Raw genomic sequence first — 21,234 nt, 5'->3', positions numbered from 1 at the left:
CCACACGTCGACGACCACGGCCACGCGAGCCGACCCCGTCTGCCGCGAACCACCCCGACCACCCCGCCGTCCGTGAAACACTCCGGTCGGGACGACGACGGGGGCGTGGTCGTGTCGACACCAGAGCAGGACCGTGGGCGGTGGCGCCCGCGACTCGACCGACCGGCGCTCGTGGCGCTGCTGTTCGGGCTGGCCGGGGTCGTCTACCGGCTGGTCCTGACGCTGTACACCGTGCCGGTGTCGAACAGCGACGAGGCCACCTTCGGTCTCGCCGCGCTGCACATCGGGCAGGGCCGGGAACGCCCGGTCTTCCTCTACGGCCAGCACTACATGGGGATGCTGGAGTCGTACCTGGCCGCGCCGCTGGTCGCGGTGGCCGGGCCGAGCTGGCCGGTGCTGCGGCTGCCGATGCTCGCGCTGTACGCGGTCTTCCTCTACCTGATCTACCGGCTGACCCGGCGGCTCTGCACGCCGTGGTTCGCCGCGTTCGTCGTCGGTCTGCTGGCGCTCGGGCCGGAGCGGGTGGTGCGCGACCAGCTCACCGTGGTCGGCGGACGGCCCGAGGTGAAGCCGGCGGTGCTGCTGATGCTGCTGATCACCATGGGGCTGGCCGCCGGCACGGTCCGCCGCCGTCGGCTCGCCGTCGCGCTGTTCGGCCTGCTCGTCGGGTTGGCCGCCTGGTCGGACTGGCTGATCCTGCCCTACCTGGCGGTGGCCGGGCTGGCGCTGGTGTGGGCGGTGCGGCGGGAACTCCTCGGCTGGTCCGGCCTGCTGCTGGTGGCGGGAGTCGTGGTCGGGGTGGCGCCGATGCTGTGGGACAACCTGCGGGCGGCGCCCGGTGAGGATTCCCTGTCGGTGTTCCGGGAGGTCAGCACGAAGGCGGGCCCGATGCCGCCGTGGTCGGACCGGATCCGGGGCGGCCTGCTGGAGGGTGTGCCGCTGGCGCACGGGCTCTGCCCGGTGGACGGCTGCGGCCGCTGGCAGCAGTGGTTCGGGCTGCTCTACCCGGTGCTGCTGGTGATCGCCGCGGTGCTCGCGGTCCTCGCGTACCGCCGGGCCGCGGGCGCGCCGCGCGGGGAGCGGGTCCGGCCGGTGGTGCAGCTCGCCCTCGTCGCCGGCGCCGCGTTGACCCTGCTGTCGTACGTGCGCAGCCCGCTCGCCGCGACCAGCCCGCTGGACAACGCCCGCTACCTGTCCGTGCTGCAACTGTCGCTGCCGGCGGTGCTCTGGCCACTCTGGGTGGCCGCCGTCGCCTGCTGGCGAGGGACGGCCGGAGCGCTCGGTCGACTCACCGGCGCGCTGGCAACCGCCGTGCTGGCCGCCCTGACCGCGACCATGCTGGTGATCACCGTGCTCTTCGCGACCAGCGGCGTGCAGGCGTCCCGGACCGAGGAGCGCCAGGCCCGGCAGCTGGCCTCCGCGCTGCGCGCCAACGGCCCCCACGAGGTGTACGGGGACTACTGGACCTGCAACCGGTTGATCTTCAACACCGACGAGACGGTGGTCTGCGGGGTGCTCGACGCCGACCTGTCCCCCGGGCAGAACCGCTACCTGCCCTACTGGCGGCAGGTCGGGCGGACCGAGCGACCCGGCTACGTCGTGGAGGTCGACTCGCCGATGGAGCGGCGGCTGCGGCGGCTGCTCGGCGACCGGCCCGACGCCGCGCCGGTACGGGAGGTCGACGGCTATCGCGTGTACCACCCCGACACCCCGGTGCGGCCGTGGCGGTAACGGCTGGTCGTACGCTGGCCGGGCCGGCGCGCGGGGCGCCGCCCGTACCGCCCGTCGAGGAGACCCGATGCTCATCCTGCTGCCGCCCTCGGAGGGGAAGGCCGACGCCGGCACCGGGCGACGGTGGAACCCGGACCGGCTGTCGCTGCCCGAGTTGAACCCGGCCCGGGAGCGGGTGCTGGACGCGCTGGTGGCGCTGTGCTCCGGGCCCGACGAGGCGCAGGCGCGGGCGGCACTCGGGCTCAGCGAGGGCCAGCGCGGCGAGCTGCGCCGCAACGCCCGGCTGCGGGTGGCCGCCACCGCGCCGGCCGCGCAGATCTACACCGGGGTGCTCTACGAGGCGCTGGATCTGGCCTCGCTGCCGGCGACGGCGCAGCGGGCTGCCCGACGGTCGATCCTGATCAGCTCCGGCCTGTGGGGCGCGGTCCGGCTCGCCGACCGGATTCCGCCGTACCGCTGCCCGATCGGTGCCCGGCTGCCCGGCGTGGGGGCGCTGTCGGCGTACTGGCGGCCGGTGCTGGCGCCGGCGCTGGTGGCCGCGGCCGGTTCCGGGCCGGTGCTCGACCTGCGCTCCGGCTCGTACGCGGCCACCTGGACGCCGCGCGGGGAGTTGGCCGAGCGCACGGTGACCGTGCGGGTGCTGCACGAGCGGGAGGTCGACGGTGTGCCGGTCCGCTCGGTGGTGAGCCACTTCAACAAGGCGACCAAGGGGCGTGTGGTCCGTGACCTGCTGGTCGCCGGCGCCCGGCCGCGTACCGCCGCGGAGCTGATCGGCACGCTGCGCGAGCTGAAGCACACCGTCGTGGAGCAGGAGGCCGCGGCCGGCCGGCCGCGGCAGGTCGATCTGGTGGTCACCGACCTGTAGGCGCGGCCGCCAAGCCGCAAGATTTCCTCAAGGCTGGGCGGGATCGGTTCCGCAACGGCGGCGCAGGGGCCACGGTAGGGGAACCCAGACTCCGACAAGGGAGCACCTCGTTGGCCCGTGAACCCGCCCTGCTCGACCGGCCCCGCTCACCGGCGACGCCACCACCGCTGGACTGGCTGACCCTGGGCGACGCGTTCGAGGCCGCGTGCCTGCTGCGGTGCACACCCCCGCCGACGGCCGCCCGGCCGACCGCGGCGCCTCCGTCGCACTCGCCGGGTGTCGAGTTCAACCGGGAGGACGCCGCGCAGCGGATGCGGCAGCTGCTCGCCCGACTGGACATCCCGGTCCGCCACGAGGCCGCCGTCGGCGGCCTGCGCCGCCGCTACGAGCTGCACCGGCTCTACGTGCCCCGGGAGCACCACGGCGCGTACGCCCGGATGTTGGACGCCGGCTGGTGGCAGGGGCGTCGGGAGCTGCTCGGCGGGCCGCTGCCCGGGGCGTCACCGGCCCGCCGGCGGTGGGTGTCCCAGCTCGCGGCGGCGGCCTGGCGCGCGGCGCTGCTGGCCGGCGGGCGGCATGTCCGCCGGCACATCCTCGGCGTGCGCCTCACCGACCGCGAGCTGGCGGCGGTGCTGATCCGCGGCGCGGCCGTGCTCGACGTGCCGGCCGTGCTCCGCCCGGGCACCGGCTGTTTCCTGGTGAGCGTCGCCGACGGGCCGGACCGGCAGCGGATTCTGCGCAGCGCCGCGATGGAGGCGGCACGCGGCGCGGCACCGGAGCGGGCCCGCCACCCGGCCTGCTGACGGAGCGGGCCACCTCGACGACCCGAACGGGGCTTGCGCGCCCCCGTCCGACGGCGCACAGTGCACCGCGTGAGTCGTACCGCGTCCTCCCGGCCCGGCCACCGCCGTCCGGGGACGGCGGCCCTGCTGGCGCTGCTGCTGGCCACGACCCTGACCGGCGCCGCCGGCTGCCAGGACGCGCCGGCCGAGCCCCTGACGATCAGGATCGCCACCGGCAGCCCGACCGCCGTCTACTACGCCTTCGGGCAGTCCCTGGCGACCATCCTCAACCGGGAGCTGCCCGACGTGCGGGCCAGCGTGGTGATCACCGCCGCCTCGGCGGAGAACGTCCGGCTGGTCGGCTCCGGCGCGGCCGAGCTGGGCTTCACGCAGGCCGACGTGCTGCCCACGACCACGGCGGGAAGCCCGGCGGTCGACGCGGTCGCCCGGGTGTACGACGACCAGCTGCACCTGGTCACCACGGGCGGCGGACCGGTCCGCACGGTCGCCGACCTGCGCGGCCGGCGGGTGTCCGTCGGCGCGCCCGGCTCGGGCACCGAGATCACCGCGACCCGCCTGCTGGAGGTGGCCCGGCTCGGCGACGACGAGGTGCAGCTGGAGCGGCTCGGGCTGGACCACTCGGTGGCCGCGCTCCGCTCCGGGCAGATCGACGCGTTCTTCTTCTCCGGTGGGCTGCCCGTGCAGGGCATCACGGAGCTGGCCTGGCGCAGTGCCACCCGGCTCGTGGACCTCAGGGAGTGGACGGAGCCGCTGCGCTCCCGCTACGGCCAGGTCTACGTCTCCCGCGACATCCCCCGCTCGGTGTACGGCGTGGACCCGGTGACCACGGTCGCCGACCCGAACTACCTGATCGTCCGGGCCGACCTGCCGGAGCGGTTGGTCCGGGAGGTGACCCGGCTGCTGATGGAGCGCCGGGCCGAGCTGGGCGCCGCACATCCGGCGGCTGGACGGATGAGCCCGCGCTCGGCGATCGTCACCGCGCCGCTGTCGCTGCACCCCGGCGCCGCCGCCTGGTACCGGGCGGCCAAACCCTGACGGCCGTCCCGCTAACGGGCGGGGGCGGGCCGTAGGTCGGCGGCGGGATCCTCGTCGGCCGCCTCGACGGGGTCGGGTGGGGGCGCCGGGAACCACAGGCCGGCGACCAGGCCACGCGGCTCCCCCCGGCGCATGGTGAGCCGCCCGTCGGACGCGTCCACCAGGACGGCGGCGATCGTCAGGCCGAGACCCGCGCCGTCGACGTTCTGCGCGTCCGGTGCCCGCCAGAACCGCTCGGTGGCCTGACCGAGCTGGCTCTCGGTCATGCCCGGGCCGGTGTCGCGCACCTCCAGGGCCACCCCGTGGTCGCGGCGGGCCACGGTCACCGTCACCGCCCCTCCGACACCGCTGAACTTCACCGCGTTGTCGATCAGCGCGTCCAGTGCCTGGTCGACGGCGGTCGGCACGGTCCGCGCGTACGCCGGGGCGTCGGTCGTGGCGAGCCGCAGCGCGACCGACCGGTGCCGGGCCAGCGGCGCCCACGCCGCCACCCGGGACGCGGCCACCGCGGCGGCGTCGACGGTGACCCGCTCGTTCTCCTCCCGTTCGGCCCGGGCCAGGGTGAGCAGCGCGTCGAGCACCAGAGCCAGCCGGTCGGTCTCCTCCAGTGCCAGCCGGTGCTCGGAGCGCCCCTCCGGGTCCGTCAGGCTGGGGCCCAGCTCCTCCACCCGCAGCCGCAGCGCGGTGAGCGGGTTGCGCAGTTGGTGGCTGGCGTGCGCCACGAAGGCACGCTGCCGGTCCATCACGTCGGAGACCACGTCGGCCATGTGGTTGAAGCTCGTCGCGAGCCGGCGCAGCTCCGGCGGGCCGAGCCGGTGCTGCACCCGCGCGCCCCGGTCACCCTCGGCGATCTCGTGGGTGACGGCGTCCAGCTCGGTGACCGGGCGCAGCACCCAACCGGCCAGCCCGAACGCGGTGAGCACGCAGGCCAGCACGGCCAGCAGACCGGCCAGCGTGAGCAGCAGCCACCAACTGGCGACGGCCTGACGGATCGGGCCGGCCGGGGTCACGATCACCACCGCGCCCAGCACCTCACCACCGTCGTTGATCGGCACCGCCACCACCACCGGGCCGGCCGTCCACGGCCACACCGACCCGGGGGCACTGGTCTGCTGGCCGGACAGCGCGACGTCCAGGGCCGCGGCGGTCCCGGCGGCGGGCTGCCACCCGGGCGAGGCGACCACGGTGCGCCGGTCCCGGTCGACGACCGCCGCGCCGATCGCGTACAGCTCGTCGTAGCTGCGCAGCTCCGCCTCGAGGGGGTCCGGCCCGCCTCCGCGCAGCGCCGGCCCGGCCAGCGAGGCGAACCGGGTGGCGTCGGCGAGCCGGTCGGCGCGGACCCGTTCGGTCTCGCGGCTGGCCAGCGTGACGGCCAGCGGAGTCTCCAACGCGATGAGGACGAGCACCATCAGCAGCAGGTAGCTGATCACCAGTCGACGGCGCACGGCGGCTCCTCACGCATCGCGCAGCCGGTAGCCGACGCCGCGTACGGTCTCTACCAGGCGGGCGTCGCCCAGCTTGCTCCGCAGCGACCCGACGTGCACCTCGACGGTGTGCCCGTCGGCCCAGGTGGTGCCCCAGGCGTCGAGCAGGATGCGGTCGCGCGGCACCGCCACCCCGGGCTGGCGGGCCAGCGAGAGCAGGACGTCGAACTCCTTGCGGGTCAACGTGACCACGCGGCCGTCCACCGTCACCGTCCGGGCGGCCACGTCGATGCGCACCGCCCCGGCCTCGATCAGGTGCCGCTCCGGTGCGGCGTTCGCGGCCCGGCGCAGCACCGCCTCGATCCGGGCCTGCAACTCCACCATCGAGAACGGCTTGACCACGTAGTCGTCCGCGCCCAGGCGCAGGCCGAGCACCCGGTCGCGTTCCTCGCCCCGCGCGGTCACCGCGATGATGCCCAGCTGGCTGCTGCGCCGGCGCAGCTCCCGGCACAGGTCGGTGCCGTCACCGTCGGGCAGGGTCAGGTCGAGCAGCACCAGGTCGGACGGGGCGGCGGAGAGCGCCGCCGCGACGGTGGACGCGTGCTCGACCTGGTATCCGCGGCGGGTGAGGGCGGAGGAGAGCGCAGCGGCGACCCGGCGGTCGTCCTCCACCAGCAGGATCCGCACCCGTGCCCCCGTCCGTTCGCAACGCCGTCCTGCGCATGGTGGCAGAACCGCGCCGCGAGCGGGAGGGCCACCTCCCCGGTCGGTCGGCTACAGGCCGAACACGTCGTCGGCGACGGCGTCCCGGACGCCGTCGACGAAGCCCCGGAAACCCGGGTCGTCGTGCCGGGCCGGCACGCTGGTGACGTTGACCCCGCTGGCCTGGGTGACGGCGTCGACCAGAGGCGGGTAGTCGATCTCGGCGTCGTCGAAGGCGTCGTCGTCCGCCTCGGCCAGGTTGATCACGTGCTGCACGTCATCGGACGGGGTGTCCGGGTCCTGCGCCCACTCGCCGCCAGCCCGGTAGCACTCGTCGTACAGCCCGCGCTGGCTGTCGGTCCAGTCGTCGTCGTAGCTCGCCATCGCCCATCCCTCCGCGGCCGCTCCACCTGAGCATGCCCGGTGGAGGGCGACGACCGCGGCGGTACCGGTGAAAACCGGGCGGGGGCCCCGGCGCCGCGCACGTAGGCTGCGGCTGTGATCTACAAACTGCTGCCGGCCACGGAGTGGGCGGACGCCCTCGCCGCCGGCACCTTCACCGGCACGGCGCTGGACCACGAGTCCGGGTTCATCCACCTGTCCGGTCCGGACCAGGTGGTGCAGACCGCCCGCCGGTTCTTCACCGGCGCCATCGGGTTGACCCTGCTGAGCGTCGAGGACGACCGGCTGGGCGAGGCGCTGCGGTGGGAGTCGTCGCAGGGCGGGCAGCTCTTCCCGCACCTGTACGGTCCGCTGCCGGTGACCGCGGTGGTGGCGGCGCGGCCGTTGCCGGCGGACGTCCCGGTCGCCGACGCGGTGGCCGCCCTGCTGGCCTGACACGACCGCGCCCGGCCCGACGGGTGTCGGGGCCGGGCGCGGATCGTCGTACGCGAGGTTCAGCGGCAGAGGCGGGCGATCTCCTCCTGGAACCGGTCCATCGGGTTGGCCTCGGCGGGGCCGAGCAGGTAGGTCTTCAGCTCCCGGCGTGCCTCGGTCATCGGGTCGTCGCCGGCCCGGGTGACCGCCACGATCTTCTCCAGCTCGCCGCAGTCCTTGGAGAGCAGGTACGCGGCCCGCGCGGTCGGGTACTCGCGGCGGAACTCGTCCTCCGGCAGGCCGGCCGGGTTGGCCACCACGTACGGCCGCTGGCTCTGCACGAAGTCGGAGACCACACTGGACACGTCGCTGATCAGCAGGTCGGTCTGGTTGAAGCAGTCGAACAGCCCCGGGGTGCGTCCGGTGACCACCAGGTGCGCGGTCCCGTCGAGGGAGGAGGCGTTCGTGTTGCCGCCGGCCGCCCGGATGGCGTCGACCACCCGCTCGTGCACGACCCTGGCCGCCTTGGACCGCGACCCGGTGAGCGGGTGCGGCTTGTAGATCAGGCGTACCCGGGGGCTGGTGGCCAGCACGCCCTTGACGATCCGCTCGCCCATCAGCACCAGCGAGGTGTGGTACGGGTCGTCGTCGAGCCAGCCCTCCCAGGTGGGCGCGTACAGCACGGTGAACGGCCGGTCCACCGATTCGGCGCCGAAGGTGTGCACCCCGGCCAGCTGCGGCCGGCCGATCTCGACGATGTCCGAGTCGAGCACCCCCACGCCGGCGCGGGCGTACCGCTCCCGGCCGGCCAGGCCGGCGACCCAGACCTCGTCGTACACCTTGCTGTAGGGGTTGACGCTGGCCTGTTTGTCGCTGTCGCCGTGCCCGACGAAGACGTGCTTCATGCCGGGTTCGCGGAGCAGGTGGATGTTCGCGCCGACGTTCGCGGAGTAGAGCGCCGTGCGGACGCTGCCGAACTCGAGGTTCATGAAGTCCACCCCGGCCGGTACGCAGATCACCGGCAGCCGCGTGTCGGCCAGCTCCAGGAACGCGTCCCGGCTGCGCATCAGCACCACGGCGCGCTGCTGCAGCGCCTCGGTCGGAGCGAGCCACATGTTCGCCTGGTAGACGTCCTTGGCCGGGCCGGCGAAGTAGAGCGCGACCTCGGGTCGGTAGGTGTCCAGCCAGCGCTGGACGGCGGGCAGCAGAGGGCCCTGCCCGGCGCCCCGGCCACGCAGCCAGGTCAGCGCGATGATCGCGCCCACCAGGCCGGTCGCCACCACCGCCACGGCGCCGGCGATGAAGAACGGCGTCGGGTCGTGCTGCACGGCGGCGGCGACGGCGGCCGGAACGAGCAGCAGGTTGAGCAGGGGCATCCGGTCACCGGCGACCGCGGCCGCCCACGCCGGCGGCCGAGGGGCGGAGCGCATCGGACCCAGCTCGATGTTGCGCACCATGGCCGAGAGCGGGTTCCGGCGGTCGATCATCGTGGAGAGCGCGCCGGCGAAGACCGAGACGACCCAGACGACGGCCGGCAGGACCAGCAGCACGGTCAGCTCGGTGCCGGTGAGCGGCACCTCGGCGGCGACCAGCAGCACGGCCGCGAGGTCCCGGGTCAGCTGCCGGTACGACCAGTGCAGGCCCACCTTCTCCAGCAGCAGCTGCGACTGCGGCGACCAGCGGGCGACGGCGAACTCGCCGATCACGGCGATCAGCCCGGCGACGGCGAACAGCCCGATCCAACCGAGGGCGCCGGCGACGAGCATGACCAGGTAGGACAGCACCAGCAGCGCGGCCTGGGCCGCCACTCCGATACGTCCTGTCAACGTGCCGAACAACGAGTACGCTCCCTACGAGATTGATGACCGGCTTGAGCAGGTAGATCTCCGAGGCCGGAGGCGCTGGGCCGGTCGACGGCCGCGACCCGACGCGAGCACCGGGTCGCCGTTCGACCGTTCCTCCGCTCGTCGCGCAGGCCGTGTCCCATGTCCGAGCTCCTGGAGTGCAGTGTGCCGCGCGGCCGACCCGTTGCCCAAAGGGCCGGCCTCCAGCGCGTGACTGCGACCTTAACGCGAGTGGGCACAGCGGCATCGGCCGGGTATCGGCTGACATTCCGGTCAAACGCAGCGGCGCTCCCCCGGCGTCACGGCGCGGGCCTGGACCCGGTCGGTGCGCGGGACCGGTCCGGGATGGCCACCTGGCCGCACCCGAAGCACCCGCGCACCGACATTTCCGCAGGTCAGCCGCCGCTGGTTGCCGAGGCGGTCGTCGTGGTGCGATAGCAGATCATCCCGCCGGGCGACTTCCGGGAGGCGACCTTCACCAGGCCCAGGGCCGGTGCCGCGTCGTTGGCGGCCTTGTTCGTCCTCCACAGGCACACCGCGCTCACGTCGACCCGGCGCAGGGCGGCGTCGACCTCGGCGACGGGGACCTGCTCGGTGCCGTCGGCGAAGGCGCCCAGCAGCAGCCGGTCCTTGGCGAACGGGGTGTCGATGCCGTAGTCGGTGAGGTAGAGGTCCCGGGCCATCACCACGCGCGTGCGCGTGGTGACCTGGGGCATGGCCCGCATGACCGACGTGGGGGCGAGCACCAGGCCCTTCGGCAGGTCCTGCCTGGTGATCCAGAAGGTCACGTTCTTCCGCGTTTCCGGCATCCGCCAACTCGGCTTGTCCTGGAGGACATTCGCCGTCCACATAGGCTCGCCAAGGTTGGCGAAGGTGAGCACCAGGGCGACGGGAAGCCCGACGGCGAGGGCTCGGTTCACCCAGGTGAGCCGGGGCAGCCGGATCGCCGCCAGGAGGCCGACGAGCAGGGGCAGCGGGATGATCCACGGCACCCGCCACAGCACCGCCGCCAGGCCGGTCAGCTCGGCACCCACGACCAGCACGCCGGGAATGAGCAGGATCGTCACGCTCAGCGCGGCAGCGGCGCTGAGCAGTCGCGGCACGCCGCGCCGGAGCAACAGCGGGGACGCCCACATGGCCAGGCCACCGATCACACCGAGCACGCCGAGCCACAGGGTGAACTCATAGACGGCCCGCGGTTCCTGCACCTCGGTGTACGTGGCGATCACGTTGTCGAGGCCGTTCGTGGTGAGGCGGGTGAGCAGGCCGGACAGGAGCGGGTAGGCCGCGGCGGCGGCGAAGCAGAGGGCCGCCTCACGCGGTCGCCGCATGACCAGGAGCGCGGCCGCGGCCGTGGCCGCCAGGAGTGGCAGCAGGATGACCGCGGTGGTGGTCAGGCCGACGGCGGCGACGGAGAGCAGCGCGAGCAGGCCGAGCGCACGCCGGGACCGGGTCTCCAGGAAGTCCGTGAGATACACCCAGGCAAGCGGGATGAGCGCGTGGACGAAGACGCTCTTGCCCTGCGTGAGCCGGGGCAGGTGGTAGGTGTTCAGCGCGTCCGGTGCGCCAGCCACCAGGACGATGTAGGCCAGCGCCACGCCGAAGACCAGCAGCGGGCGCCTCGGCGCCCACCGCAGGACCAGGCGCCACAGCGCGAAGATGGTGAACACTGCCAGCACCGGCAGCATGAGGTACCAGGTCACCGAGGCGGCGTGGACGTGCAGGACACGCGCCAACGCTCCGATGAACACCTCGAAGGAGGGGATCGGGGGGTTCGCCGTCCCACCGGGGAGGACACCCTCGGTGAACAGGAAGTCCCGGAAGGGGATCTCGTCGCGCTCGGCCACCCAGACCGACTTGCCGACGTAGAAGACGTCGTCGAGGGACACCCGGGCGAGCAGCGTCCCGAACCAGGCGCCGGCCAACGCGACGACGGTCACCACATACGCCTGCACCGGCGTGGTCACCGGACCGCCGACCGCGGAACCCTCGTCGGCCGGATCGTCGGAGCTGGAGCTGGCCGTCGCGAAGCGCACCCGCAGGGACGTCCACGCGGAGGCGATCGCGACCACCCCGAGGGCCACCGCCAACCACCAGGTGAGTCGACCGTCGCCGAGGGCGGCGAGCAGGGCCGCGGCGGCGGCCGCGCCCACCGGGAGGGAGTAACGCCGCAGCAACCCCGGCCAGCCGTTGCCGGTCGACGACGTCTCGGCCGACTCGGCGATCGCCGCGGCGGTCGACATCTGACGGCCGGCCGCACCGCGTGAACGGAGCCGCCACCCGACGACCACCGTCACCACCATGGTGACCACCCAGGCGGCGAAGACGATGGAGGGACGGAGGTCGAGGGCCAGGTTGAGGTGGTACAGCAGTGTCCACAGTGCGAAGGAGACGACTCCCGCATCAGTGAGGACGACCGGCAACGCGGCTACTCCGGCGTTGATCCGGCGGATCGGGCCACGACCCCGGCCCGATCGGCGGTCACCCGGTGCCGTGGGCTTCGCCCGGTCGGCGGGCGCGGGCGCCTCAACAACGTCTTGGACTTCCGTCACGAGCCGTCCTTGTCGTCTATTCGTGCACGCAGGGGGCCGGACCGCCCTGGCATCGGCACGGGAGGGTCTCCGAATTGGCGGGTGCAGCCTACCGGGCTGGCACCGGACACGCGGGGGTGCCCGCCGGCGGCGAGGGTCATTTTCCGACCGCCACGTCGCGCTGGTGGGGCACCGCGCTCTCCGCTCCGAGCCCGGCGGCGACCGACTCGACCAGGCGGTCCAGGTAGCTGTCGGTGAGCGGGAGGCGGGCGATGGCGAGCCGCCAGTAGAGCGGGCCGACGATGAGGTCGACGGCGGCGTCCGGGTCGGTGTCGGCGGGCAGTTCGCCACGCTCGACGGCACGGGTGACCAGGCGGCCGCCGATCTCCTGCTGTCGGGCGTACAGCACCTGACGCAGGCTCTGGTCGATGCTGGGGTTGCGGGCGGCCTCGGCCAGCAGGTCGGGAATGATCTGCGCGGCCAGCGGGTGCCGCAGCGCGTGCGCCACCACCTGGAACAGCAGCGCGAGGTCCCCGCGCAGGTCGCCGGTGTCCAGCGCCGGCAGTTTGCCGTGCGCCGCGGCGGCGACGAGCTCCAGCACCAGGTCGAGCTTGGAGCTCCATCGCCGGTAGATCGCCGTCTTGCTGACGCCGGCCCGTCGGGCCACCGCCTCGATGGAGAGCCGGCCGTAGCCGACCGCGGCGAGCTCCTGCATCAACGCGCGCCGGATGGCCGTGGTGATCTCGCCACGGAGCACCGCCGCGCCGGCCGGGGCGCGCCTCTTCTCGGTCGTCACCAGGGACTCTTCTCGCAGGTCACGAAGGCCAGGGTAGCGCAACGACGGTACGGTTGCGTCCCGACGTGTTTCGGACTACTGTCCTCGCAGCGACGAGGCGGCGCTCCGCGCACAGCTCCCACTAGGATTCCATCGTCGCGAGCAACCCCGTCGTCCCGAAAGATCGGAGCGCCCTTTCCATGGCCACCACCGCGCTGGTCGACCCCGAAACGGGCCTGACCCAGGCGCAGCTGGCCGCTCGGCACGGACTACGGGTCGCCGGTGAGCGACCCAGCCTCGCCGAGTACAGCCGCCGACTGTGGGCCTACCGGCACTTCATCGCCGCGTACGCCAACGCCAAACTGGTCGCCTCGTACAGCAACGCGAAGCTGGGCCAGCTCTGGCAGGTGCTCACCCCGCTGACCAACGCCGCGGTCTACTACCTGATCTTCGGGGTGGTGCTGGCACAGAACAGCATCCCGAACTTCATCGCCTACCTGACCACCGGGCTGTTCATCTTCAACTTCACCCAGAGCGCCGTCCTGGCCGGCACCCAGTCGATCAGCAGCAACCTGGGAATGATCAGGGCGCTGCACTTCCCCCGGGCCACCCTGCCGCTGTCCACGACGATGACCCAGTTCCAGCAGCTGCTGGCCTCGATGGTGGTGCTGATCGGCATCGTGCTGGCCACCGGCGAGCCCATCACCCTGGAGTGGCTGCTGCTCGTGCCGGCGCTGCTGCTGCAGGCGGTGTTCAACGCCGGTGTGGTGCTGCTGGTGGCCCGGATGGGCGCCAAGGCGAGCGACCTGAAGCAGGTCATGCCGTTCATCCTGCGCACCTGGATGTACGGCTCCGGCGTCCTCTACAGCGTCAGCCTCTTCGACCGGCTGCCCGGTTGGGCGACGACGCTGGTGCAGTTCAACCCCATGCTGGTCTACATCGAGCTGGCCCGGTACGTGCTGCTGGAGCAGGCGCCACTGCTCAACGAGTCGCTGACCCAGCTCTGGCTGGTCGGCGCCGGGTGGGCGCTGGTGGCCGGAATCGGTGGCTTCATCTACTTCTGGCGCGGCGAACAGGAGTACGGCCGTGGTTGAGCACTTCGAGGACTCCCCCCAGGCGACCGCGACGCTGGATCCGGCTGGCGAGCGCATCCCCACCGTGGTCGTGGACGACGCGCACATCATCTACCGGGTGCACCAGGGCGCCGCCGGTGGCACCACGCCCGTTGCCGCGCTGCGCCGGCTGGTGAAGCGCACCAACGCGCCGAACGTGCGGGAGGTGCACGCGGTCAAGGGGATCTCCTTCACCGCGTACCGGGGCGAGGCGATCGGGCTGATCGGCAGCAACGGCTCCGGCAAGTCCACCATCCTGCGTGCCATCGCCGGCCTGCTGCCGGTCAACCGGGGCGCGATCTACACCCAGGGGCAGCCGTCGCTGCTCGGTGTGAACGCGGCACTGCTCAACGACCTCTCGGGCGAGCGCAACGTCGTCCTCGGGTGCCTGGCCATGGGGATGCATCCCGACGAGGTCGCCCAGCAGGCCGCGGGGATCATCGACTTCTCCGGGATCAACGAGCGGGGTGACTTCGCCAGCCTGCCCATGCGGACGTACTCCTCGGGCATGGCGGCCCGACTGCGCTTCTCCATCGCCGCGGCGAAGAGGCACGACGTGCTGCTCATCGACGAGGCGCTCGCCACCGGCGACAAGGGCTTCCGCAAGCGCAGCGAGCAGCGGGTGCGGGAGCTGCGGGAGGGCGCCGGCACGGTGTTCCTGGTCAGCCACCAGCTCTCCTCGGTGCGGGACACCTGTGAACGGACAATCTGGCTGGAATCTGGCGTCCTGCGCATGGACGGCCCCACCGACGAGGTGATCCGGGCGTACGAGGCCTACGCGAACAGCAAGTAGGGCGCCGGCGAACCTCCGGCATCGACACGGCGCTGTCGACCGCGTCGCCCCCGTTGGGGCGACGCGGTTCGCGCGTTAAGGTTCATTCCGTCGCCGCTCGGGCGGAACCTTCCGTTAACGCATTCCTGAGAGTGAGGATCCGGCAATGACGCAGGACCAGACCACTGGCCCGGACGCCGCCCCGGAGACCCCGGCACCGTGGCGGCCCTCGCGGACGGTGGCCGTGGTGCTGGCCGGCGGCACCGGGACCCGGCTGGGCCTCGGCATCCCGAAGCAGCTCCTGAAGATCGCCGGTAAGCCGATCATCGAGCACACCCTGGCGGTGTTCGAGGCCGCGCCGGAGATCGACGAGATCATCGTGCTGATGGCGACCGGGCACGTCGAGGACGCCCGGCAGATCGTCGAGAAGGCCGGCCTGCGCAAGGTCACCAAGGTGATCGAGGGCGGCGACACCCGCAACGCCACCACCCGGATCGCGCTGGACGCGGTCGGCCCGGCGGACTGCAACATCCTCTTCCACGACGCGGTGCGTCCGCTGCTCAGCGGCCGGATCGTCCGCGAGTGCGTGAACGCCCTCTGGACCTACGACGCCGTGGACGTGGCCATCCCGTCCGCGGACACGATCATCCAGGTGGACGACAACGACTGCATCACCGACATCCCGGTGCGCTCCCGGCTGCGTCGCGGGCAGACCCCGCAGGCGTTCCGCTCCCCCACCATCCGCGAGGCGTACCGGATCGCCGAGGGTGACCCGAACTTCGCCGCCACCGACGACTGCGGCGTGGTGCTGCGCTACCTGCCCGGCACGCCCATCAAGGTGATCGACGGCTCGGACGAGAACATCAAGGTCACCCACCCGGTCGACGTGCACCTGGCGGACAAGCTCTTCCAGCTCGCCGCGGCGCAGGCGCCCCGGCTGACCGACCACCGCAGCTACACCGAGGAGCTGACCGGCCGCACCATCGTGGTGTTCGGCGGCAGCTACGGCATCGGCCACGAGCTGAGCGAGCTGGCCCAGCGCTACGGCGCCCAGGTCTTCCCCTTCAGCCGCTCCACCACCGGCACGCACGTCGAGCGGGCCGAGGACGTCGAGGCCGCACTGAAGACCGCCTTCGAGGCCACCGGCCGGATCGACCACGTGGTGGTCACCGCCGGGGTCCTGGAGAAGGGCGCCCTGGCCGAGATGGACGAGGCGACCATGGACCGCGTGCTCCAGGTCAACTTCGTCGGCCCGGTCACCATCGCCCGGCAGTCGCTGCCGTACCTCCAGCAGACCAAGGGTCAGCTATTGCTCTACACGTCCAGCTCCTACACCCGGGGCCGGGCCCGCTACGCGCTCTACTCGGCCACCAAGGCCGCCCTGGTCAACCTCACCCAGGCACTCGCCGACGAGTGGGCCGAGTTCGGCGTACGCGTCAACTGCATCAACCCGGAGCGGACGGCGACCCCGATGCGGACCCGCGCCTTCGGCGAGGAGCCCGAGCACACCCTGCTCGCCGCCGAGGCCGTCGCCCAGTCGTCGCTGGACGTGCTGATCTCCGAGCTGACCGGCCAGGTGATCGACGTACGTCGGGCGCCCGGTGACACCGCCGCGCCGGCCGTGCCGGCCCAGTCCGCGCCGGGTCGGGTCGAGGCGCCGGCCGGCGCGGCGTCCGCGAGCTGACGCTGACGGCGGCGGAACACCGACGGCGGCGAACGGAGCGACATGCGCGGTGACCTGGTCCGAAAGCTGGCCGCCCGGTGCCTGAGCACCGGCCTGGCCGTGCTGGCCTTCGTCGTGGTGGCGCTGACCGGCGCCACCGGCTGGGGGCTGGCGCTGGCCGTCGGCGCGCTGGCCGCGGCGGCCGCTGAACGGCGGATCCGGCCCGGTGCGGACCTCGTCGCCGAGACGGCGCTGATCGCCGCCGCGGTCCTGGTCGGATACTCCCGACGGCTGGACGACGGGCTCGACCCGGCACTCGTCGCCACGGCGCTGGTCCTGCTGGGGCTGGTGCTGCTGGTGGGGCCGCTGCGCACCGCCGGCAACCTGGAGATCCGGGCGGTCAACCTGCCGGTGCGCGCCTGGACCCCGGTGATCGCCGACCAGCTCGGCACCGCCCTGCTCGGGTTGCTCGCCGCGGTGTCCCTGGCCGCCGCGCTGGCCCTGCCCGCAGCGGTGGCGCTGGTCGCCAGCCTGGTGGTGGGCGCCGGAGCCGGGGCGGTCGCACTGGACCTGGCCCGGCGACGGTTCCGGCCGACCGCCGGTGGCGGGGCGGTGGCCCGCGCGCTGCGCCGGCACCAGCCGGAGTTCCTGCTCTACTTCTCCGCCCCGCCCGGCTCCGAGTACCAGGTGACCATGTGGCTGCCGTACCTGGAGCGGATCGGCCGGCCGTTCATGGTCGTGCTGCGCGAGCCGGAGTTCCTGGCGCCGATCGGGGCCGCCACCAACGCCCCGGTGGTCTACTGCCCCACCCTGCGGACGCTCGACGAGGCTCTGGTGCCGAGCCTGCGGGCGGCGTTCTACGTCAACCACGGGGCGAAGAACAGCCACTGCATCCGGTTCACCCAGCTCACCCACGTCCAGTTGCACCACGGCGACAGCGACAAGGCGCCGAGCGCCAACCCGGTGTCCGGGATCTTCGACCGGATCTTCGTGGCCGGTCCGGCCGCGATCGACCGGTACGCCCGTGCCGGGGTGCGGATCCCGGCGGAGAAGTTCGTGGTGGTGGGCCGCCCGCAGGTCGAGTCGATCGAGGTACGCCCGGAGCCGGTGCGCGGGCTGGCACACCCGACCGTGCTCTACACCCCGACGTGGACCGGGCACCACGCCGACGCCGACTACTGCTCGCTGCCCGTGGCGGAGAGCCTGCTGCGGCGGCTGCTGGAGCGCGGCGCCACGGTGATCCTGCGCGCCCACCCGTACACCGCGCAGAACCCGGCCTCGGCCCGGCAACTGGGCCGGCTGACCGAGCTGCTGGCCGCCGACCGGGCCCGCACGGGGCGGCAGCACGTGATGGGCGCGGCGGCCCGGGAGCTGAGCCTGACCGAGTGCGTCAACGCCTCGGACGCGCTCGTCTCCGACGTGTCCGGGGTGATCTCCGACTACCTCTACTCCGGCAAGCCCTACGCGGTCACCGACATGGGCGACGGGGGCGACCGGTTCGTGGACCGCTTCCCGCTGGCCGGGTCGGGCTACGTGCTGCGCCGCGACATGTCGAATGTGGACGACGTGCTGACCGCACTGCTGGACACCGACCCGCTGGCCGAGGCGCGCTGGGCGACCCGCCGCCGCTACCTGGGTGACTTCCCGGCCGAGTCGTACGCCGACGCGTTCCTGACCGCCGCCCGGCAGGAGTTGGCGCCGGCGAGGCCCCTGGCCACGTCGACCCCGGTGTAGCGGCTCAGCGGTACGCGTCCAGCAGCGCCAGCACCGCCGCCGGGTCCTCCACGTGCGCGTTGTGCCCCAGCCCCGGCAGCGTGGCGACCGGTACGCCGAACTCCTTCAGCTGGGCGTCGGTGACCATCGGGTCGTGCTCGCCTCGGGCCAGCACCACCGGCACGTCCGTCGCGGCCACCAGAGCGGCGAGGTCCGGCTCGCCAACGGCGAACGCGCCCGGGTCCATCGCCAGCCGCCACCGGCCGTCGACCTGGCGCAGCCCGGCGTCGACCACCGGATGGTCGGGCGGAAGCAGGCCGGAGAGCCCGGAGACCCGCAGGTAGCGGCGGGCCGCCTCGGTGCGGCTGGGGAACCAGGCGACCGGGCGGGCGGCGAGTTCGGCGGCGCGGGTCAGTTCCTCGGGTGACCAGACGGCCTTGATGCCCAGCCCGACCATGGCGTCCACCCGCGTGCCGGCGGCGCGGGCGGCCAGCGCCAGGCCGACCACCCCGCCCAGCGAGTGCCCGAGCACGACGACCCGGTCGTCGGCGGCCAGGCCGTGGGCGATCCGCTCGGCGAACCCGTCGAAGGAGTACGACGGCAGCGGCGCCGACCAACCGTGACCGGCGAGGTCCGGTGCCAGCCACCGCCCGGGCCAGTGCTGCTCCAGCAGCGGCGCCCAGGGCAGCCAGACGTCGCCGGTCGCCCCCATCCCGTGCAGAAGCAACAGGACCGGTCCGCGGCCTGCCCGGCCACCTGGTTCATCCACCACGGCCGCAGTCTTGCACGGTTCGACCGCTGGTACGAGAGCCGTCGCCGGCGACGCGCGCGGGGACACCGTGCCGGGAAGATCCACTGTAGAGTCCGGCGCCTGGACGGGCTCGGCCACCGTCGAGCCATCGCGAGAGGAGAGCCGACCGTGCGTACGAAGCGTCGATCAGCACTGGCGGCGGCCCTGGCGGCCGTCGCGCTCGCCACCGTGCCCGGCACCCCCGCTCTCGGCACCACACCAGCCAGCCCTGCCCGAGGCGCCGACACGGCGGTGGCCGCCGACCGGGTCCTGCGGGTCTACAACAACAACATCGAGAACCTGGTGGTCAACAACTCCGATGGGACGTGCACCCGGATCTCCGGGCCGGACCACCTGACCTCGATCCTGGTCGACGACGCCGGCCGCACCGGCACCACCGGTGTGGTGGCGCCCGACATCCTCATCGTGCAGCAGGTACGCGGCACCGGCCAGGCCGAGGCGTACGCCGATCAACTGTCGGCCAAGTTCGGCTACCCGCCCGGCACGTACGGTGCGGTCGTCGCCTGGAGTGACCCGGAGCCGTGGGGCAGCACGCACAGGTGCAGCTCCCAGGCGCTCGGTGACCTCAAGAAGAAGCAGACCAACGGGATCATCTGGAACACCAGGACGCTCAGCCTCGCCGCCGGTGACATCTCGAAGTACTGGAGCGCGGGCTGGCTCAAGCCCGGCACGGCCTACGACAACGGCGCCGGATGCACGCTCTACAAGCCGCCGAACAGCGACCCGGACAGCACCGACTACTACAAGTGGAAGCGGACCAGCGCCATCGCGGCCCGGTTCACCATCAAGGCCACCGGCACCAGCGTGTTCGCCGCGACGATGCACCTACCCCAGGAGAACCGGCAGAACGCGTGCGCCGGCGACGGCGACCCGGGCATCGCCAACAGCGGCATCCACCTCGGTGCGGACGCGACCAGCCTGCTGAACGCCTCGACGATCCGCATCGTGGGCATCGACGCGAACCGTACGGGCATCGCGTCGGGCACGCTGAGCGGGTACGGCATGACCGGCTACGGGTCGAAGGCCACCAGCGGCTCCAGCAAGATCGATTATCTCTTCGTGAAGGGCAGCGTCCAGCCGTCCGTAATCGACCACACGGTCAGCGGGACGAAGTCCAACCACCTCGCGCTGTACGGCTTCGTCAGCTACTGATCGCACCGACGCGGACGCCGCGGGCGCCGGCCCCTCGTGGGGGACGGCGCCCGCGGCGGCTGCGCCCGGGTCAGGCGGAGTAACCCCGAGTGGCGATCCAGTTCGCCAGGTCGATCGTGGTGATCCAGTACGCCGGGTCGGCGGCGTTCGCCGAGTCGGCGATCCGCACGGTCCGGCCGTTGTCCTTGTAACCCACGACGGCGATGTAGTGGCCACCGCCGTAGGAGTGCCAGCCGCCGTTGGTGTCGGTGGCGTCGCCGACGACGTTGGCCACCACGCCGCGACCGGCGCTGATGGCCGCGACCACGTCGGCCTGGAGCTGGTCCATCTGCGCGGGGCTGGGCGTGCCGGCGAACATGCGGGTCCGGTACGGGGAGCCCTTCACCTCGGCGTTGAGCACCCGGGTGGTGTCCAGGGCGGAGTTGGTGCCCATCTCGGTGGTGCCCAGCTCGGCGCCCAGCTCGTCCTGGGTGCGGTCGATGCCGGTGGCGCTGAGGGCGTTGCGGGTGGCCGCCGGGCCACAGTTGTAGTACGTGTTCTGCGCCTGGTAGTCGTAGTCGAGCACCTTGGTCGCGGGCGGCTTCGGCGGCTGCGGCTTACGGGTCAGGTCCGGGTTGCTGCTGGCCTTGGCGGCGGGCGACGCGGCGCTGGTGGCCGGCGCGGGAGCGGTGGTGGTCGGCGCGGAACTGGCCGAGGGGGACGCGTCGCGCGCGTCGCCACGGGAGGCAGCGGTGTCGCTGCGCATCTCGGCGACCGTGGTCGCGGTGTGCTGGGTGGCCGGGGCGCCGTCGGTGCCGGCGAGCAGGGCGCCGCCGGTGGTGGCGATCGCGAGGGCCGCGGCGGAGGCGGCGACGATCTGGTACGGGCGCTCGCTGGTGAGGCGGCGGAGCTGACGCTGCAGGGTGTGCTTCACGGGGTCCTCCACGGATCAGGGGGAGAGCGGCACACCGGGGCCGGACCGGTATCCGGGCAGGCGCCAACGCGCGGACCGTGGTCCGCGGATGATGAACCGCTCAGGGGATGGCCCGGCGTGGCCGGGCGGAAGAGGCGGTGACCCGGGGGTCAGCTCACCGTCACAAGACGGATGGGCGGGGGCACCGCGGCGCCGTGGAGGCGAGGGAACAACCGAGGGGTGGAGAGTTGCTGCACGAGGATGGAACTCCTTCCGACACCGCCTACCGGGTTAGCTGACGGATTCGGGCGGGAAGATCGCCCTACCGCAGCCGTGGCTCGCGGATTCACCCCGGACTTACTGGTGGGTCCCCGGTTCGTTGATCACGATTAAGCGGGTCGGCGCGGCGTCGCCTCTTGCGAACGGTTACCGCACCGGACGGGACGACACTACTGGTCGTGTTCCCACCCTGCCAAGCCAGGTTCACCTGCGTAAACCTGAAATGGCGCAGCAATTTCTGCGCGTATTGCCACTGACGCGACTCGATGGGACAACCGGTTACGGAGGCGCCTGCGGGCGGGAACCGGACAGGC

General features: G+C 72.9%; 18 protein-coding genes and 1 riboswitch. Of the genes, 10 read left to right on the top strand and 8 right to left on the bottom strand.

Annotated elements, in window-relative coordinates:
• Positions 1–72 precede the first annotated feature (72 nt).
• The 4 genes from M8C17_RS30015 (at position 73) to M8C17_RS30000 (ending at position 4,434) form a co-directional block, all read left to right on the top strand.
• On the top strand, positions 73–1,731 hold the full coding sequence (locus tag M8C17_RS30015; protein ID WP_374559626.1) for an ArnT family glycosyltransferase: 1,659 nt from the start codon (positions 73–75) through the stop codon (positions 1,729–1,731).
• A 67-nt stretch (positions 1,732–1,798) separates the two neighbouring features.
• Positions 1,799–2,596: a peroxide stress protein YaaA gene (gene yaaA / locus M8C17_RS30010; RefSeq protein WP_252419946.1), complete on the top strand. Its 798-nt coding sequence runs from the start codon at positions 1,799–1,801 to the stop codon at positions 2,594–2,596.
• 110 nt (positions 2,597–2,706) lie between these two features.
• Positions 2,707–3,399 carry a hypothetical protein gene (locus tag M8C17_RS30005; protein ID WP_252419945.1) on the top strand — a complete coding sequence of 231 codons (693 nt, stop codon included), beginning with the start codon at positions 2,707–2,709 and terminating at the stop codon, positions 3,397–3,399.
• Between the two features lie 60 nt (positions 3,400–3,459).
• Entirely contained in the window at positions 3,460–4,434 is a 975-nt protein-coding gene (locus M8C17_RS30000) for a TAXI family TRAP transporter solute-binding subunit (protein ID WP_374559624.1), read from the top strand.
• Between the two features lie 11 nt (positions 4,435–4,445).
• Here M8C17_RS30000 and M8C17_RS29995 read toward each other — a convergent pair whose 3' ends face one another.
• The 3 genes from M8C17_RS29995 to M8C17_RS29985 form a co-directional block, all read right to left on the bottom strand.
• Positions 4,446–5,879, bottom strand: coding sequence for an ATP-binding protein (locus tag M8C17_RS29995; protein WP_252419943.1), 1,434 nt, complete (start codon positions 5,877–5,879; stop codon positions 4,446–4,448).
• 9 nt (positions 5,880–5,888) lie between these two features.
• A complete protein-coding gene (locus tag M8C17_RS29990) occupies positions 5,889–6,545 on the bottom strand; it encodes a response regulator transcription factor (protein WP_252419942.1) in 657 nt (218 codons plus the stop codon).
• Positions 6,546–6,632: 87 nt separating this feature from the next.
• Positions 6,633–6,944, bottom strand: coding sequence for a hypothetical protein (locus M8C17_RS29985; RefSeq protein ID WP_252419941.1), 312 nt, complete (start codon positions 6,942–6,944; stop codon positions 6,633–6,635).
• A gap of 114 nt (positions 6,945–7,058) precedes the next feature.
• Between M8C17_RS29985 and M8C17_RS29980 the strand changes: the two genes are divergently transcribed.
• On the top strand, positions 7,059–7,397 hold the full coding sequence (locus M8C17_RS29980) for a DUF952 domain-containing protein (protein ID WP_252419940.1): 339 nt from the start codon (positions 7,059–7,061) through the stop codon (positions 7,395–7,397).
• A 59-nt stretch (positions 7,398–7,456) separates the two neighbouring features.
• Here M8C17_RS29980 and M8C17_RS29975 read toward each other — a convergent pair whose 3' ends face one another.
• The 3 genes from M8C17_RS29975 to M8C17_RS29965 form a co-directional block, all read right to left on the bottom strand.
• Positions 7,457–9,214, bottom strand: a complete 1,758-nt coding sequence (locus tag M8C17_RS29975) for a CDP-glycerol glycerophosphotransferase family protein (RefSeq protein WP_252419939.1) — start codon at positions 9,212–9,214, stop codon at positions 7,457–7,459.
• 401 nt (positions 9,215–9,615) lie between these two features.
• Positions 9,616–11,772: a DUF6077 domain-containing protein gene (locus M8C17_RS29970; protein ID WP_252419938.1), complete on the bottom strand. Its 2,157-nt coding sequence runs from the start codon at positions 11,770–11,772 to the stop codon at positions 9,616–9,618.
• 136 nt (positions 11,773–11,908) lie between these two features.
• Entirely contained in the window at positions 11,909–12,508 is a 600-nt protein-coding gene (locus M8C17_RS29965) for a TetR/AcrR family transcriptional regulator (RefSeq protein WP_252419956.1), read from the bottom strand.
• Between the two features lie 218 nt (positions 12,509–12,726).
• Between M8C17_RS29965 and M8C17_RS29960 the strand changes: the two genes are divergently transcribed.
• The 4 genes from M8C17_RS29960 (at position 12,727) to M8C17_RS29945 (ending at position 17,807) form a co-directional block, all read left to right on the top strand.
• Positions 12,727–13,620 (top strand): ABC transporter permease, encoded by an 894-nt coding sequence (locus M8C17_RS29960; RefSeq protein WP_252419937.1) that lies wholly within the window; start codon positions 12,727–12,729, stop codon positions 13,618–13,620.
• Positions 13,613–14,431, top strand: coding sequence for an ABC transporter ATP-binding protein (locus tag M8C17_RS29955; protein ID WP_252419936.1), 819 nt, complete (start codon positions 13,613–13,615; stop codon positions 14,429–14,431). Before M8C17_RS29960 ends, M8C17_RS29955 begins: the two co-directional genes overlap by 8 nt.
• Before the next feature lie 145 nt (positions 14,432–14,576).
• Positions 14,577–16,094 (top strand): bifunctional cytidylyltransferase/SDR family oxidoreductase, encoded by a 1,518-nt coding sequence (locus M8C17_RS29950; RefSeq protein WP_252419935.1) that lies wholly within the window; start codon positions 14,577–14,579, stop codon positions 16,092–16,094.
• Positions 16,095–16,136: 42 nt separating this feature from the next.
• A complete protein-coding gene (locus tag M8C17_RS29945; protein WP_252419934.1) occupies positions 16,137–17,807 on the top strand; it encodes a CDP-glycerol glycerophosphotransferase family protein in 1,671 nt (556 codons plus the stop codon).
• A 4-nt stretch (positions 17,808–17,811) separates the two neighbouring features.
• On the opposite strand, the gene M8C17_RS29940 is transcribed toward M8C17_RS29945, so the two are convergent.
• Positions 17,812–18,558, bottom strand: a complete 747-nt coding sequence (locus M8C17_RS29940) for an alpha/beta hydrolase (protein ID WP_308209605.1) — start codon at positions 18,556–18,558, stop codon at positions 17,812–17,814.
• 147 nt (positions 18,559–18,705) lie between these two features.
• Between M8C17_RS29940 and M8C17_RS29935 the strand changes: the two genes are divergently transcribed.
• Complete coding sequence (locus M8C17_RS29935) at positions 18,706–19,749, top strand: hypothetical protein (protein ID WP_252419932.1); 1,044 nt, start codon at positions 18,706–18,708, stop codon at positions 19,747–19,749.
• Between the two features lie 70 nt (positions 19,750–19,819).
• Here the strand turns inward: M8C17_RS29935 and M8C17_RS29930 are convergent, their stop codons facing one another.
• Positions 19,820–20,662 carry a C39 family peptidase gene (locus M8C17_RS29930; RefSeq protein ID WP_252419931.1) on the bottom strand — a complete coding sequence of 281 codons (843 nt, stop codon included), beginning with the start codon at positions 20,660–20,662 and terminating at the stop codon, positions 19,820–19,822.
• 244 nt (positions 20,663–20,906) lie between these two features.
• Positions 20,907–21,047, bottom strand: a riboswitch (cyclic di-AMP (ydaO/yuaA leader).
• Positions 21,048–21,234: the final 187 nt, after the last annotated feature.

This window comes from Micromonospora sp. RHAY321 (assembly GCF_023896955.1).
Classification (GTDB): Bacteria; Actinomycetota; Actinomycetes; order Mycobacteriales; family Micromonosporaceae; genus Micromonospora.
Note: the sequence above shows the minus strand (reverse complement) of the source record. Positions and strands in the feature narration are given on the sequence as shown.

Coding starts and splice junctions, on each gene's coding strand:
- M8C17_RS29945 (WP_252419934.1), top strand. CDS start 16,137: ATGCGCGGTGACCTGGTCCGAAAGCTGGCCGCCCGGTGCCTGAGCACC.
- yaaA (WP_252419946.1), top strand. CDS start 1,799: ATGCTCATCCTGCTGCCGCCCTCGGAGGGGAAGGCCGACGCCGGCACC.
- M8C17_RS29985 (WP_252419941.1), bottom strand. CDS start 6,944: ATGGCGAGCTACGACGACGACTGGACCGACAGCCAGCGCGGGCTGTAC.
- M8C17_RS29960 (WP_252419937.1), top strand. CDS start 12,727: ATGGCCACCACCGCGCTGGTCGACCCCGAAACGGGCCTGACCCAGGCG.
- M8C17_RS29950 (WP_252419935.1), top strand. CDS start 14,577: ATGACGCAGGACCAGACCACTGGCCCGGACGCCGCCCCGGAGACCCCG.